Below are 15,222 nucleotides of genomic sequence, written 5' to 3' on the forward strand. Positions count from 1 at the left end.
TACAGCCGCATCCCCGTCTTTGCCTGGAGCTATACCGGCATTGACAGGCCATCGAGCGATTCAGCCCCGGCGCAGCGGCTTGAGCAAATCGGACAAACCGTTATGGTCGATTTCCTGCATCAGCGCCAGCAAGCGCCCGATCTCACCCGATGGAAAACCCTCGCGGGCAAACCAGTTCAGGTAATGCCCGGGCAGGTCGGCAATCAATCGGCCCTTGTACTTGCCGTAAGGCATGGTGCGGGTGACCAGCAGGAGCAGATCGTCAGGGTTCATATGGCAGCTCAAATAGACAGCCCAGCCGGCGAATCCTTAACCCGGCGGCTGGGCTGATCGGTAGCCTGAAGACCCTTACTTGCTGGACAGTGCCATCATCAGATCGTTGATACGGCGGACAAAACCGGCCGGATCATCAAGCTGGCCGCCTTCGGCCAGGGTCGCCTGTTCGAACAGCAGGGCGGCCCAGTCGTCGAAGCGGGCTTCCTCGTACTTCAGGCGCATCACCGCCGGGTGCTGCGGGTTGATCTCGAGGATCGGCTTGGTATTCGGCACGTTCTGGCCGGCCGCCTTGAGCAGGCGGGCCAGGTTGCCGGACGGGTCATGCTCGTCGGAGACCAGGCAGGACGGAGAATCGGTCAGGCGGTAGGTGACACGTACATCCTTGACCTTGTCGCCGAGCGAGGTCTTCACCTTCTCCAGCAGATCCTTGTACTCGTCGGCCGCCTTCTCGGCTTCCTTCTTCTCTTCCTCGTCTTCCAGTTTACCGAGGTCGAGACCGCCCTTGGCCACGGACTGCAACTGTTTGCCCTCGAACTCGGTCAGGTGGCCGACCACCCACTCGTCCACGCGGTCGGACAGCAGCAACACCTCGATGCCCTTCTTCTTGAAGATTTCCAGGTGCGGGCTGTTCTTGGCGGCGTTGAAGCTGTCGGCGGTGACGTAGTAGATCTTCTCCTGACCTTCCTTCATGCGGCCAATGTAGTCGGCCAGCGAAACGACCTGCTTGTCGCCATCACCGTGCGTCGAGGCAAAGCGGATCAGGCCGGCGATTTTGTCCTTGTTGGCAAAGTCCTCGCCGACGCCTTCCTTCAGCACCGCGCCGAAAGCCTGCCAGAATTGGGCATATTTTTCCTTATCGGCCGCATCCTCGCTGTTGGCAAGGCTTTCCAGCATGGACAGCACCTTGCGCGTGCAGCCAGAGCGGATGTTGTCGATGTCCTTCGATTCCTGCAGGATCTCGCGCGACACGTTGAGCGGCAGGTTATTCGAATCGACCACCCCGCGCACGAAGCGCAGGTAGAGCGGCATCAGCTTCTCAGCGTCGTCCATGATGAACACGCGACGAACATAGAGCTTGACGCCGTGGCGGGCGTTGCGGTCCCACAGATCGAACGGCGCACGCGACGGAATGTACAGCAGCTGCGTGTACTCCTGCTTGCCCTCGACCTTAGCGTGCGTCCAGCACAGCGGATCTTCGAAATCGTGGCCGACGTGCTTGTAGAACTCCTTGTATTGCTCGTCGGTGATGTCCGACTTGCTGCGCGCCCACAGCGCATTGGCCTGATTGACCGTCTCGTCCTCGTCGGTGACAACCTGCTCGCCCTTGTCCTTGTCCCATTCCTCTTTCTTCATCACGATGGGCAGCGTGATGTGGTCGGAGTACTTGCGGATGATCGACTTCAGTTTCCAGCTGTTGAGGAAATCGTCCTCGCCATCACGCAGGTGCAGGATGACGTCGGTACCCCGGCCGGCCTTCTCGACCATCTCGACCGTGTAGTCACCCTCGCCAGCCGATTCCCACTGGATGGCCTGATCCGCCTCGACGCCGGCACGACGGGAGATGACCGTCACCTTGTCGGCAACGATGAACGAGGAATAGAAACCAACGCCGAACTGGCCGATCAGGTGGGCATCCTTGGCCTGATCACCGGTCAGCGATGAGAAGAACTCCTTGGTTCCAGACTTGGCAATGGTACCGAGATGGGCAATCGCCTCGTCGCGCGACAAGCCGATACCGTTGTCGGAAATCGTGATCGTGCGGGCCGCCTTGTCGAAAGCGATGCGGATCTTCAGCTCGGAATCATCGCCATACAGCGTGGCATTGTTCAGCGCCTCGAAGCGCAGCTTGTCACACGCGTCGGACGCGTTCGATACCAGTTCCCGCAGGAAAATCTCCTTGTTGCTGTACAAGGAGTGAATCATCAAATGCAGCAGTTGCTTGACTTCCGTCTGGAAGCCTAGGGTCTCGCGATTAAGCGTGGCGGACTCGGACATGCTTGAAACTCCCTATCGAGATAACGACAAAAGTGAGGTTCAAGATGGCATCGCAGTCCTCAATTTCAAGTCCCCCTGTCACAAGTTTTTTGCGCTGATATTTTCTTTTTTAAACGACAACACCCCCTGCCGGGAATCCGGAGGGGGTGTTTGAATGGGGAGTCTGGCGTTGACCTACTTTCGCGAGCGGAAGCTCACTATCATTGGCGCGTTGCTGTTTCACGGTCCTGTTCGGGATGGGAAGGGGTGGTACCAGCAGGCTATTGACGCCAGACGTAACTTGTAACGTTTGCCGCGCGGTACGCGTCAAACGCAAAACTAGAAGAAGGTGTTGTGATTGTATGTATGAGTTGTTGTAGTGCTGATCCAAGGTTATAGGATCAAGCCGTACGGGCAATTAGTATCGGTTAGCTTAACGCATTACTGCGCTTCCACACCCGACCTATCAACGTCGTGGTCTTCGACGACCCTTCAAGGAGTTCAAGACTCCGGGATATCTCATCTTAAGGCGAGTTTCACGCTTAGATGCTTTCAGCGTTTATCTCTTCCGAACATAGCTACCCGGCGATACGACTGGCGTCATAACCGGTACACCAGAGGTTCGTCCACTCCGGTCCTCTCGTACTAGGAGCAGCCCCCTTCAAATATCCAGCGCCCACGGCAGATAGGGACCAAACTGTCTCACGACGTTTTAAACCCAGCTCACGTACCTCTTTAAATGGCGAACAGCCATACCCTTGGGACCGGCTACAGCCCCAGGATGAGATGAGCCGACATCGAGGTGCCAAACACCGCCGTCGATATGAACTCTTGGGCGGTATCAGCCTGTTATCCCCAGAGTACCTTTTATCCGTTGAGCGATGGCCCTTCCATACAGAACCACCGGATCACTATGACCTGCTTTCGCACCTGCTCGACTTGTGGGTCTCGCAGTCAAGCACGCTTTTGCCATTGCACTTTATGGGCGATGTCCGACCGCCCTAAGCGTACCTTCGTACTCCTCCGTTACCTTTTGGGAGGAGACCGCCCCAGTCAAACTGCCTACCATGCACGGTCCCCGGCCAGGATTCACTGGCCTAGGTTAGAACCTCAAACAAATCAGGGTGGTATTTCAAGGACGACTCCACCGAGACTAGCGTCCCGGTTTCACAGTCTCCCACCTATCCTACACAAACCGGTTCAAAGTCCAATGCAAAGCTGCAGTAAAGGTTCATGGGGTCTTTCCGTCTTGCCGCGGGGAGATTGCATCTTCACAAACATTTCAACTTCGCTGAGTCTCAGGAGGAGACAGTGTGGCCATCGTTACGCCATTCGTGCAGGTCGGAACTTACCCGACAAGGAATTTCGCTACCTTAGGACCGTTATAGTTACGGCCGCCGTTTACTGGGACTTCAATCAAGAGCTTGCACCCCATCATTTAATCTTCCAGCACCGGGCAGGCGTCACACCCTATACGTCCACTTTCGTGTTTGCAGAGTGCTGTGTTTTTATTAAACAGTCGCAGCCACCATTTCACTGCAACCCCATCGGCCTTCGAGCGCGAGGCTCTACAACCTACCGGGGCACACCTTCTCCCGAAGTTACGGTGTCAATTTGCCGAGTTCCTTCTCCTGAGTTCTCTCAAGCGCCTTAGAATTTTCATCCTGCCCACCTGTGTCGGTTTGCGGTACGGTCGACTCTAGACTGAAGCTTAGTGGCTTTTCCTGGAAGCTTGGTATCAATCACTTCGGCACCGTAGTGCCTCGTCATCACGCCTCAGATAATTCCCCCGGATTTGCCTAAGGGACACTCCTACACGCTTAAACCACCTATTCCAACAGATGGCTGACCTAACCTTCTCCGTCCCCACATCGCATCTAGAATCGGTACAGGAATATTGACCTGTTTCCCATCGACTACGCATTTCTGCCTCGCCTTAGGGGCCGACTCACCCTACGCCGATGAACGTTGCGTAGGAAACCTTGGGCTTTCGGCGAGGGAGCTTTTCACTCCCTTTATCGCTACTCATGTCAGCATTCGCACTTCTGATATCTCCAGCATCCTTTACAAGACACCTTCACAGACCTACAGAACGCTCCCCTACCATATCTTTCGATATCCGCAGCTTCGGTGCACAGTTTGAGCCCCGTTACATCTTCCGCGCAGGACGACTCGACTAGTGAGCTATTACGCTTTCTTTAAAGGGTGGCTGCTTCTAAGCCAACCTCCTAGCTGTCTATGCCTTCCCACCTCGTTTCCCACTTAACTGTGTCTTGGGGACCTTAGCTGGCGGTCTGGGTTGTTTCCCTCTTGACAATGGACGTTAGCACCCACTGTCTGTCTGCCACACTCGCACTTTCCGGTATTCAGAGTTTGCCATGGTTTGGTAAGTCGCGATGACCCCCTAGCCATAACAGTGCTTTACCCCCGGAAGTGATATGTGACGCACTACCTAAATAGTTTTCGGGGAGAACCAGCTATTTCCGGATTTGTTTAGCCTTTCACCCCTATCCACAGCTCATCCCCTAACTTTTCAACGTTAGTGGGTTCGGACCTCCAGTACCTGTTACGGCACCTTCATCCTGGCCATGGATAGATCATCCGGTTTCGGGTCTACGCCATGCTACTAAACGCCCTTATCAGACTCGCTTTCGCTACGCCTCCCCTATTCGGTTAAGCTCGCAACATAACGTAAGTCGCTGACCCATTATACAAAAGGTACGCAGTCACCCCACAAGGAGGCTCCCACTGTTTGTATGCATGCGGTTTCAGGTTCTATTTCACTCCCCTCCCGGGGTTCTTTTCGCCTTTCCCTCACGGTACTGGTTCACTATCGGTCGATCACGAGTATTTAGCCTTGGAGGATGGTCCCCCCATGTTCAGACAAGGTTTCACGTGCCCCGCCCTACTTTTCGCTAACTTAGTACCACGGATCTGTTTTCGAATACGGGGCTATCACCCACTACGGCCGGACTTTCCATTCCGTTCTTCTAACAGTTCCGCTATCACTAGCAGGCTCTTCCCCGTTCGCTCGCCACTACTTGGGGAATCTCGGTTGATTTCTTTTCCTCCGGCTACTTAGATGTTTCAGTTCACCGGGTTCGCCTCCTGGCCCTATGTATTCAGGACAGGATACCCTTGCGGGTGGGTTTCCCCATTCGGACATCGCGGGATCAAAGCTTCATTGCCAGCTCCCCCGCGCTTTTCGCAGGCTTGCACGTCCTTCATCGCCTGTGATCGCCAAGGCATCCACCACATGCACTTAGTCGCTTGATCCTATAACCTTGGGGTCTCGGCAGAGACCCGGCTACAGGCAACTCATAAACTTTGTGCTGATGATTCACTAGCTGTAATGAACCATCAGATGCAATCACAACGTGTAATCACTGCTCATCACAGCGTTACACAACCTTCTTCCGTTTTGTTAAAGAGCGTAGCAATTGATTTCTCAAAAGCCAGTGTTAAACAACAATGCTTAACACTGGTTTCTGGTGGAGGATGACGGGATCGAACCGACGACCCCCTGCTTGCAAAGCAGGTGCTCTCCCAGCTGAGCTAATCCCCCGTTTTGAGACGTTGGTGGGTCTGGTTGGAATCGAACCAACGACCCCCGCCTTATCAAGACGGTGCTCTAACCGACTGAGCTACAGACCCTCGTCTGTTTGCTACTACTGAACAACCGATAAGTTGTGGGTGCCAGGATGCTTCTCTAGAAAGGAGGTGATCCAGCCGCAGGTTCCCCTACGGCTACCTTGTTACGACTTCACCCCAGTCACGAACCCCGCCGTGGTAAGCGCCCTCCTTGCGGTTAGGCTACCTACTTCTGGCGGAACCCGCTCCCATGGTGTGACGGGCGGTGTGTACAAGACCCGGGAACGTATTCACCGCGACATGCTGATCCGCGATTACTAGCGATTCCGACTTCATGCAGGCGAGTTGCAGCCTGCAATCCGGACTACGATCGGCTTTCTGGGATTGGCTCCACCTCGCGGCTTGGCAACCCTCTGTACCGACCATTGTATGACGTGTGAAGCCCTACCCATAAGGGCCATGAGGACTTGACGTCATCCCCACCTTCCTCCGGTTTGTCACCGGCAGTCTCGTTAAAGTGCCCAACTAAATGATGGCAATTAACGACAAGGGTTGCGCTCGTTGCGGGACTTAACCCAACATCTCACGACACGAGCTGACGACAGCCATGCAGCACCTGTGTTCCAGTTCCCTTTCGGGCACACCCAAATCTCTCCGGGCTTCTGGACATGTCAAGGGTAGGTAAGGTTTTTCGCGTTGCATCGAATTAATCAACATCATCCACCGCTTGTGCGGGTCCCCGTCAATTCCTTTGAGTTTTAACCTTGCGGCCGTACTCCCCAGGCGGTCAACTTCACGCGTTAGCTACGGTACTAAATGGTTTTACCCACCCAACACCTAGTTGACATCGTTTAGGGCGTGGACTACCAGGGTATCTAATCCTGTTTGCTACCCACGCTTTCGTGCATGAGCGTCAGTATCGGCCCAGGGGGCTGCCTTCGCCATCGGTGTTCCTCCACATCTCTACGCATTTCACTGCTACACGTGGAATTCCACCCCCCTCTGCCGTACTCTAGCTGTGCAGTCACAAGCGCAGTTCCCAGGTTGAGCCCGGGGATTTCACGCCTGTCTTACACAACCGCCTGCGCACGCTTTACGCCCAGTAATTCCGATTAACGCTCGCACCCTACGTATTACCGCGGCTGCTGGCACGTAGTTAGCCGGTGCTTCTTATTCCGGTACCGTCATCCACACCAGGTATTAGCTGATGCGATTTCTTCCCGGCCGAAAGAGCTTTACAACCCGAAGGCCTTCTTCACTCACGCGGCATGGCTGGATCAGGGTTGCCCCCATTGTCCAAAATTCCCCACTGCTGCCTCCCGTAGGAGTCTGGACCGTGTCTCAGTTCCAGTGTGGCGGATCATCCTCTCAGACCCGCTACAGATCGTAGCCTTGGTAGGCCTTTACCCCACCAACTAGCTAATCTGATATCGGCCGCTCAATCAGCGCAAGGTCTTGCGATCCCCTGCTTTCCTGCTCACAGAATATGCGGTATTAGCGTAACTTTCGCTACGTTATCCCCCACTGAAAGGTACGTTCCGATACATTACTCACCCGTTCGCCACTCGCCACCAGACCGAAGTCCGTGCTGCCGTTCGACTTGCATGTGTAAGGCATGCCGCCAGCGTTCAATCTGAGCCAGGATCAAACTCTTCAGTTCAATCCAACAAACTCGCAAATTCACTGACGGTAGATTTCTCTACCTCGACGAATTTCTTCGTCTTTTTCACCAGTGCGTTTGCCTTAATACTTTTTTGCAACCGAAGTTGCTTCGCATCAAGACACCCACACTTATCGGTTGTCCAATTTGTTAAAGATCAGTGCCGCGCCGTTTCGTTTGATTCGTCAGCAGCAGAGAAGCGAGATTATGAAGCACTCTCTACATCTCGTCAAGCAATTTCGAAAATTATTTTTCAACATCCTCGAAACTTCCTGACCCCTCCACATCGCCGGAAAACCCCGCCGCTGCAGAAGAGGTGCGCATTATATAGAAGATTTCATCACCGTCAACTGCTGTTTGTCGTTTTCGCGAAATAACCGGACATTTATTCAATCTATCTCTTGGTAGACCACTTCCAGTATGTCGATTTCGCGAATGCCGACCGGGCTCTGAAAACGGATGGTATCCCCCTCCCGGCTCTTGATCAGGGCGCGGGCCAGAGGGGATATCCAGCTGATACGACCGCGGGTGACGTCGGCTTCGTCGATCCCAACGATGGTATAGGTGTTCTCCTGACCATCGTTGTCTGCAATGGTGACCCGCGCGCCGAAGAAGATTTGATCGTTATCGCCCTGCCGGAGCGGGTCCACGACTTCTGCATTGTCGAGACGTTTGCTCAGAAAGCGTATTCGGCGATCGATTTCCCGTAACCGCCGTTTTCCATATATATAGTCACCGTTTTCCGAACGATCCCCATTCGAAGCTGCCCAAGCGACAATTTCCACCACGTGCGGCCGCTCCCGCTTGACGAGGTGCTCCAGCTCATCCTTCAGACGGGCATGACCCGCCGGCGTAATGTAGTTCTTTGTGCCAGCGGGAAGCTTGAGCGAAGGCTCGACATCTTCGTCATCATCGCCGTCGCTTTCCCGGACAAACGCTTTGTTCATCAATAACCGATGCTGTAGTGCTCGACGTCGACGCGGATGAGTTCTCGTCCAAGCAGGGCGGCGGTATTTCTCGCAAACTGTTCGGCCCAGGCTTGCTGATTGCGGAAACGATTTTCACCGGCGTACTTCGCGACACTGAGAATGCGATCCACGGCAAGTATCTTGCCGGTCGGGGTGGCAACATCGCATTCAAGCGCCGTAAATTCATGATCGAACCACTTGCGCGCCTCCTCCGCGGAACGCCCACCGGAAAATTTGAATTCGAATTCCGCTTCCTTGCCGAACGTGACGATGACGTGATGCTGCATTTCTCTCTCCTCCTTTGATTTGTTCGGGTTATTCTAGCAAAACAATGGAAGCCGTCAGGAGCCGGAGATGTCCCAACATCCGCTAAGCGAGAGCGAGATTAGCGACCTGCGATCCTTGCTTTTCGAGCTTCAAGTCGAGCATCGCGACCTCGATCTCGTGATCGCCCACCTGACCGACAATCCACCACCGGATGACTTGTTGGTTCGACGTCTGAAAAAACGAAAGTTGTTGCTGAAGGATCGCATCCTGCAACTGGAACAGATGCTGGTGCCTGACATTCCCGCCTGAGCCTTCACCGGGGACGATTTGGGTGGAAACACCTTCAAAATGAAAAAGGGGCCGAGGCCCCTTTCGCAGATCAGAAATCAAGCAATGTCGCCAAGCCGGTTGATCGGCTTGGTCAGCGCCTTAAAGTACAAGCGTGCCGATGTACCACGCAACGGCAGCCATGGCTGCGCTACAGGGAATGGTCAGTATCCAGGCCCAGACGATACCGCCGGCAACTCCCCAGCGAACGCGGCGAGCGCCGCGGGTCGAGCCGACACCGGCAATGGCGCCGGTGATGGTATGGGTCGTGGATACCGGAATACCGAAGGCGGTGGCCAGGAAAAGCGTCACGGCGCCGCCGCTGTTGGCACAGAAACCACGGGCCTGATTCAGCTTGGTAATTCGGTTACCCATGGTCTTGACGATACGCCAGCCACCAAACATGGTCCCGAGCCCCATCGCCGAGTAGCAGGCCAGCACGATCCAGCCCGGAATCTGATCAGAGGTATGCGAATAACCGGTTGCGATGAGCAGCATCCAGATGATACCGATGGTTTTTTGGGCATCGTTGCCGCCATGGCCGAGGCTGTAGGCGGCGGCGGAAAGCAACTGGAAACGCCGGAAATGCTTGTCCACCTTGCGCGGCGCCATGCCGCGGCAAATCCAGGAAACGATGACCATCAGCAAGCCGCCGATCACGAAACCGAGGAAAGGTGCAACGAAGATGAAGGCGACGATTTTCAGGACACCCGCCGTGATCAGGCCATCCACCCCGGCCTTCGAGACGGCAGCCCCGACCAGCCCGCCGACCAGCGCATGCGAGGACGAGGACGGAATGCCGTAGTACCAGGTGATGATGTTCCAGATGATGGCCCCGATCAGGGCGCCGAAAACGACGTAGTAATCGACAATGGCCGGGTCGATAGTGCCCTTACCGATGGTCGAGGCAACCTTGAGCTGAAACAGGAAGTAGGCCAGAAAATTGAACGCTGCTGCCCAGACAACCGCCTGGTGCGGCTTGAGCACTCGCGTTGAAACGATCGTGGCGATCGAGTTCGCCGCGTCGTGGAAGCCGTTCATGAAATCGAACAGCAGGGCGACAAAAACCAGGGTACCAACGACCCAGATGCTGACTTGCACGGTATCCATGCCGCGCTACCTGCTCAGGAATTTTCGAGGACGATGGCTTCGACAGTGCCGGCCACGTCCTTGCAGCGATCGGTCACCGATTCGAGAATCTCGTAAATCTGCTTGAGCTTGATCACTTCACGGACATCCGGTTCTTCACGGAACAGCTTGGACATGGCAGTGCGCAGACCACGGTCGGCTTCACTTTCGAGTTCGTCGATTTCGTGGCAGAACTTCAGAATGGCCGGGGCATTGTCCATGCTGTGCAGCAAATTGACGACCGAGCGCACGGAGGCGCAACACTTTTCGGTCACCTCGGCCATCACCTTGGCCTCCGCCGGCACCTTGCGGATATCGTAGAGCGACATCGATTCGGCAACATCCTGGATGATGTCCAGAATGTCGTCCATGCCACTGATCAACTGATGGATTTCGTCGCGGTCAAACGGGGTGATGAAGGACGTGTGCAACTGGGAGAGCGTGTCATGTGTAATCGCGTCGGCCCGACGTTCGAGGTTGTCGATTTCTTCGGCGAACGGCTCAGCCTGATCAGGCTGGTCGGCCAGGGCGCCGATCAGGTTGGACAAGGCCGTGCCTCCCTGAGCGATCAACTCGGCGTGCGCGTTGAAAAGATCGAAATACTTGCCCTCCCTGGGCATCAGGCGACCGAACATGACAGTTCCGTTTAGTAATTATTACAAACCGCGATTCTAGCATGCCGATCAGAGCCGCCCTTGATGTGTGCCGGCAAAAGCAAGCCGACGGATAATAGGCGACATGCTGAATTTACCCCTGCCAGCCGATGCTTTCGGCGATCGCTTCGAATTGTCGAACCTGCCGCTGCCAAGGCCGCCTGCCGGATATGCCGTGCAGCGACTCGACACCGACCAGTTGCTCGACCGCCGGACGGGTGCCTTGCTACCAGTTCGCAGTCCGGGCCTGGATGCCCTCTTCGACAGCTTCGAGGCGGCCTACGAAGCAGCGGGCAATTGGGTCCGCATGCACTGCCAGGCCGGCGAGGAACACCATCTGGCTATTGTCCCGGCCGGCTACGATGCCCTGCTCGAACGCCCCATCCTGATTTATGGCGTCCTCTGCGCCCACCCCTGATTTCCGGAGATCGTGATGACCACGCCCAAGCACCGCCCCCTTGGCAATTCTGCCCTCATCGTTCCCGACATCTGCCTCGGCACCATGACCTTCGGTGAACAAACCAACGAGGCCGACGCCCACGCCCAACTGGATTTCGCACTGGCTCAGGGAATCAATTTCATCGACACCGCAGAGATGTATGCCGTGCCACCACGCCCGGAAACCTGCGGCGCCTCGGAGACGATCGTCGGCCGCTGGTTGAAGCATGTGCCGCGCGACCGGGTCATCATTGCGACCAAGGTGGCCGGCCCCAGCCGCAATCTGGACTGGATCCGCAACGGCCCGCCGGCGTTGGACCGCACCAATATCCGGGCTGCCATCGAGGGGTCACTCCGACGCCTGCAGACGGATTACATCGACCTCTACCAACTGCACTGGCCTGAGCGCAACCAGCCGATGTTCGGGCAATGGCAGTTCGACCCGGACAAGGAGCGGACATGCACGCCGATCAGCGAACAACTGGTCGCCTTGGCCGAGCTGGTACGTGAAGGCAAGGTAAGGCAGATCGGTGTCTCCAACGAGCACCCGTGGGGCATCATGGAATTCCGGCGCATTGCCGCGGCCTGTGGGCTACCGACCATCGTCTCGACGCAAAACGCCTACAACCTGCTCAACCGGACTTTCGAGACCGGCCTGGCGGAAGTCTGCCATCGCGAACAGGTCGGGCTACTGGCCTATTCGCCGCTCGCTTTTGGGCACCTGACCGGCAAGTATCTGGCCGATCCGGCAACGCCCGGCCGCCTGACCCAGTGGCCCGCCTTCGGCCAACGCTACACAAAACCCAACGTCGCTGCTGCCGTTGCCGCCTATGTCGACCTGGCCCACCGCCACGGCCTGACGCCAACGCAACTGGCGCTCGGCTTCGTCCGCTCGCGCTGGTTCGTCGCCAGCACCATCATCGGTGCTTCCTCCCTGCGGCAATTGCAGGAAACACTGCCGGCCACGCTGACTCCGCTACCGGAGTCGCTGCTGGCCGAGATCGACACCATTCACCTACGCTACACCAACCCGGCTCCCTGATGGATTCTCTCTTCCCCCGCCTAGCCGACGCACTGGCCGCCACCGATATCGAAAGCAAGCTGACCCTGACCCGCAGCCTGGCGGAAGACTGGCAGCAAGGAAGGCTGGATTGGCACGACGCAGACCCGCTCGAACTGCTCTGCGGCCGCCCGGAGAAACCCGAGCTGATTCCCCCCAAGCAGGTTCCGCAACGCAGCCCGGCCACCGTCGAGGGGCGTGCTCGGCTGCTGCACGCCATCGTTCATATCGAATTCACTGCCATCAACCTGGCGCTCGATCATGCGGCGCGCTTCCGTGGCCTGCCCGAGTCGTATTACGCCGACTGGATCGGTGTTGCCGCCGAGGAGGCCTATCACTTCACCATCCTGCGCGAGCGCCTGAACAGTCTCGGCCATGACTACGGCGACTTCCCGGCTCACGCCGGATTATGGGAGATGGCCATGAAAACGGCGGATGATCCGCTGGCCCGCATGGCCCTGGTCCCCCGCCTGCTCGAAGCGCGCGGCCTGGACGCCACGCCGCCCATCCAGCGCCGACTGGAGCAGGCCGGCGATACGGCAAGCGCCCGCGTGCTGGACATCATCCTGCGCGACGAAATCGGCCATGTCGGCCTGGGCGACCGCTGGTTCCGCCATCTTTGCGCCGAGCGCGGACTGGCACCGGAAAGCACCTACCGCGACCTGCTCAGCCGCTTCAAGGCACCCCGTCCAATCACGCCGATGAACGAAGCCGCCCGCCTGCAGGCGGGCTTCAGCGCCGCCGAACTGGCGGCTCTCGCAGAAAAAGTGTAGAATAATCAGTTCAATGCGTTGATGTTTCGCCCGCAGTCATTCCGAGCAGCCCCCGGTTTTGTAGGTTCTTGTGCAGGATTCACCCCATTGATTTCATTCCCCGGCATGGCTGCGTCGGGGTCACTAAGGCCGCCCGACCATCGGGCCAATCCGTCGCCAGTTAGAACAACGTCCAGGGCGGCGTGGAAAGGAAACAGCATATGTCGACATCCGTCGAAAGCTTTGCCGATCTCGGCTTGAGCGAATCGCTTCTCAAGACGCTCTCCGAAATCGGGTACGAAACCCCCTCCCCCATCCAGGCGCAGTGCATCCCCATCCTGCTCGATGGGCACGACATCCTGGGCATGGCGCAGACCGGCACCGGCAAGACCGCCGCCTTCGCCCTGCCGCTGATGGAACAGATCGACCTCAAGGTCGCCAAGCCGCAGGCCCTGATCCTGACCCCGACGCGTGAACTGGCCATCCAGGTCGCCGAGGCGCTGCAGAGCTATGCCAAGAACCTGCCCGGCTTCCACGTGCTGCCGATCTATGGTGGCCAGAGCTACACCATCCAGTTGAAGCAACTGGCGCGCGGCGCGCACGTGATCGTCGGCACCCCGGGCCGCGTCATGGATCACCTCGAGCGCAAGACGCTGAACCTCGACAACCTGAAGACCCTGGTACTCGACGAAGCGGACGAAATGCTGCGCATGGGCTTCATCGACGACGTCGAATGGATTCTCGAACACACGCCGGAACAGCATCAGACCGCCCTCTTCTCCGCCACCATGCCGGAGCAGATCCGGCGTGTCGCGCAAAAGTATCTGGTCGAGCCGCGCGAGATCAAGATCAAGTCGGCCACCGCGACCGTCGCCGCCATTCGTCAGGTCTACTGGCAGGTTTCCGGCCTGCACAAGCTGGATGCGCTGACCCGCATCCTGGAAGTCGAAGACGAATTCGACGCCGCCATCATCTTCGTGCGCACCAAGACCGCCACCGTCGAACTGGCCGACAAGCTCAATGCCCGCGGTTATGCCGCCGCGGCCCTGAACGGTGACCTCAACCAGCAGATGCGCGAACGGGTCATCGAGCAATTGAAATCCGGCGCGCTGGACATCGTCATCGCCACCGACGTCGCCGCCCGTGGCATCGACGTGCCGCGCATCAGCCACGTAGTGAACTACGACATCCCATACGACACCGAAGCCTACGTGCACCGCATCGGCCGTACCGGCCGTGCCGGCCGCACCGGCAACGCCATCCTGTTTGTCGCACCGCGCGAAATCCGCATGCTGCGCACCATCGAGCGCGCCACGCGGCAGCCGATCGCGCCGCTCACCCTGCCGTCGCGCGCCGACGTCACCAACAAGCGGGTTGCCGGCTTCAAGGAAAAGGTCGCCGAGGTACTCAATGCCGAAGGCCTCGAGTTCTTCGCCAACATCGTCTCGCAGCTTTGCGAAGAGCAGAACGTCGGCCCCGAGGAAGTCGCTGCCGCACTGGCCATGATGGCGCAGGAAGGCAAGCCGCTGCAGATCGCCGGCGAAGATCCCGTACCGCCGCGTCCGATGCGCGAGTCGCGGGGCGACGACCGCCGCCCGGCTTTTGGCGAGCGCAAGCCGCGTTTCGAAGAGCGAGGCGAGCGCCCGCGCTTTGAAGATCGTGGCGAACGCAGCGAGCGTCCCCGCTTCGAGGATCGCCCGCCACGCGCTGACCGGCCGCCGCGCCCGGCGCCGGCTGGCGACATGGTGCGTTACCGCATCGACGTGGGTCGCGAGCATGGCGTCGAAGTGCGCGACATCGTCGGCGCCATTGCCAACGAGGCCGGCATCGAAAGCCGCTTCATCGGCCGGATTGGCTTGTACGAGGAATCGAGCACGGTTGAACTGCCTGCCGGCATGCCAGCCGAGGCCGCCAACGCGCTGAAGCGCACCCGCATCCGCGGCGTGCCGATCAACCTGCGCCAGGACGAAGGCCGCCCGACCGGCAGCTTTGGGGGGGAACGTAAGTTTGGCGGTGGTGAGCGCAAGTTCGACGGCGAACGCAATTTCAAGAAAAAGAAATTCGACCGCTGATCGCTTGAACGCCCGGCAGTACCGAAAGCCACGAAATTTCGTGGCTTTTTTCTTTT

The 15,222-nt window shown here is 57.7% G+C and carries 11 protein-coding genes, 2 tRNA genes and 3 rRNA genes; 5 read left to right on the forward strand and 11 right to left on the reverse strand.

Going from position 1 to position 15,222, the window contains the following annotated elements:
- Nucleotides 1-60: 60 nt before the first annotated feature.
- The 9 genes from K420_RS0116560 to K420_RS0116600 form a co-directional block, all read right to left on the reverse strand.
- A complete protein-coding gene (locus K420_RS0116560; RefSeq protein ID WP_027459031.1) occupies nt 61-273 on the reverse strand; it encodes a DUF3820 family protein in 213 nt (70 codons plus the stop codon).
- 75 nt (nt 274-348) lie between these two features.
- Nucleotides 349-2,271, reverse strand: coding sequence for a molecular chaperone HtpG (htpG, locus tag K420_RS0116565; RefSeq protein WP_027459032.1), 1,923 nt, complete (start codon nt 2,269-2,271; stop codon nt 349-351).
- Nucleotides 2,272-2,432: 161 nt separating this feature from the next.
- A 5S ribosomal RNA gene (gene rrf, locus K420_RS0116570) occupies nt 2,433-2,545 on the reverse strand.
- A 102-nt stretch (nt 2,546-2,647) separates the two neighbouring features.
- Nucleotides 2,648-5,526 (reverse strand): 23S ribosomal RNA (locus tag K420_RS0116575).
- A 213-nt stretch (nt 5,527-5,739) separates the two neighbouring features.
- A tRNA-Ala gene (locus K420_RS0116580) sits at nt 5,740-5,815 on the reverse strand.
- 12 nt (nt 5,816-5,827) lie between these two features.
- Nucleotides 5,828-5,904: transfer RNA gene (locus K420_RS0116585), tRNA-Ile, on the reverse strand.
- A 59-nt stretch (nt 5,905-5,963) separates the two neighbouring features.
- A 16S ribosomal RNA gene (locus tag K420_RS0116590) occupies nt 5,964-7,501 on the reverse strand.
- The 16S, 23S and 5S rRNA genes sit together here with 2 tRNA genes alongside, the layout of an rRNA operon.
- Nucleotides 7,502-7,890: 389 nt before the next feature.
- Nucleotides 7,891-8,448 carry a transcription elongation factor GreB gene (gene greB / locus K420_RS0116595; protein WP_027459033.1) on the reverse strand — a complete coding sequence of 186 codons (558 nt, stop codon included), beginning with the start codon at nt 8,446-8,448 and terminating at the stop codon, nt 7,891-7,893.
- The gene (locus K420_RS0116600; protein ID WP_027459034.1) at nt 8,448-8,756 is read right to left on the reverse strand and encodes a hypothetical protein; all 309 of its coding nucleotides are present in this window, start codon (nt 8,754-8,756) and stop codon (nt 8,448-8,450) included. The genes greB and K420_RS0116600 overlap by 1 nt, the downstream gene beginning before the upstream one ends.
- Nucleotides 8,757-8,823: 67 nt before the next feature.
- On the opposite strand from K420_RS0116600, the gene K420_RS0116605 reads away from it, so the two are divergent.
- The gene (locus tag K420_RS0116605) at nt 8,824-9,045 is read left to right on the forward strand and encodes a DUF465 domain-containing protein (protein ID WP_027459035.1); all 222 of its coding nucleotides are present in this window, start codon (nt 8,824-8,826) and stop codon (nt 9,043-9,045) included.
- A gap of 120 nt (nt 9,046-9,165) precedes the next feature.
- Here the strand turns inward: K420_RS0116605 and K420_RS0116610 are convergent, their stop codons facing one another.
- Nucleotides 9,166-10,173, reverse strand: coding sequence for an inorganic phosphate transporter (locus K420_RS0116610; RefSeq protein WP_027459036.1), 1,008 nt, complete (start codon nt 10,171-10,173; stop codon nt 9,166-9,168).
- Between the two features lie 14 nt (nt 10,174-10,187).
- A complete protein-coding gene (locus tag K420_RS0116615; RefSeq protein ID WP_027459037.1) occupies nt 10,188-10,826 on the reverse strand; it encodes a DUF47 domain-containing protein in 639 nt (212 codons plus the stop codon).
- A gap of 103 nt (nt 10,827-10,929) precedes the next feature.
- On the opposite strand from K420_RS0116615, the gene K420_RS0116620 reads away from it, so the two are divergent.
- The 4 genes from K420_RS0116620 (at nt 10,930) to K420_RS19380 (ending at nt 15,166) form a co-directional block, all read left to right on the forward strand.
- Nucleotides 10,930-11,262, forward strand: coding sequence for a hypothetical protein (locus tag K420_RS0116620; protein WP_027459038.1), 333 nt, complete (start codon nt 10,930-10,932; stop codon nt 11,260-11,262).
- Nucleotides 11,263-11,277: 15 nt separating this feature from the next.
- Nucleotides 11,278-12,324 carry an aldo/keto reductase gene (locus K420_RS0116625; protein WP_027459039.1) on the forward strand — a complete coding sequence of 349 codons (1,047 nt, stop codon included), beginning with the start codon at nt 11,278-11,280 and terminating at the stop codon, nt 12,322-12,324.
- On the forward strand, nt 12,324-13,115 hold the full coding sequence (locus K420_RS0116630; RefSeq protein ID WP_035854960.1) for a ferritin-like domain-containing protein: 792 nt from the start codon (nt 12,324-12,326) through the stop codon (nt 13,113-13,115). The genes K420_RS0116625 and K420_RS0116630 overlap by 1 nt, the downstream gene beginning before the upstream one ends.
- A gap of 200 nt (nt 13,116-13,315) precedes the next feature.
- Entirely contained in the window at nt 13,316-15,166 is a 1,851-nt protein-coding gene (locus tag K420_RS19380) for a DEAD/DEAH box helicase (RefSeq protein ID WP_051453213.1), read from the forward strand.
- Nucleotides 15,167-15,222 lie beyond the last annotated feature (56 nt).

The sequence above is a fragment of the Dechloromonas agitata is5 genome (genome assembly GCF_000519045.1).
In the GTDB taxonomy this organism is placed as follows: domain Bacteria; phylum Pseudomonadota; class Gammaproteobacteria; order Burkholderiales; family Rhodocyclaceae; genus Azonexus; species Azonexus agitatus.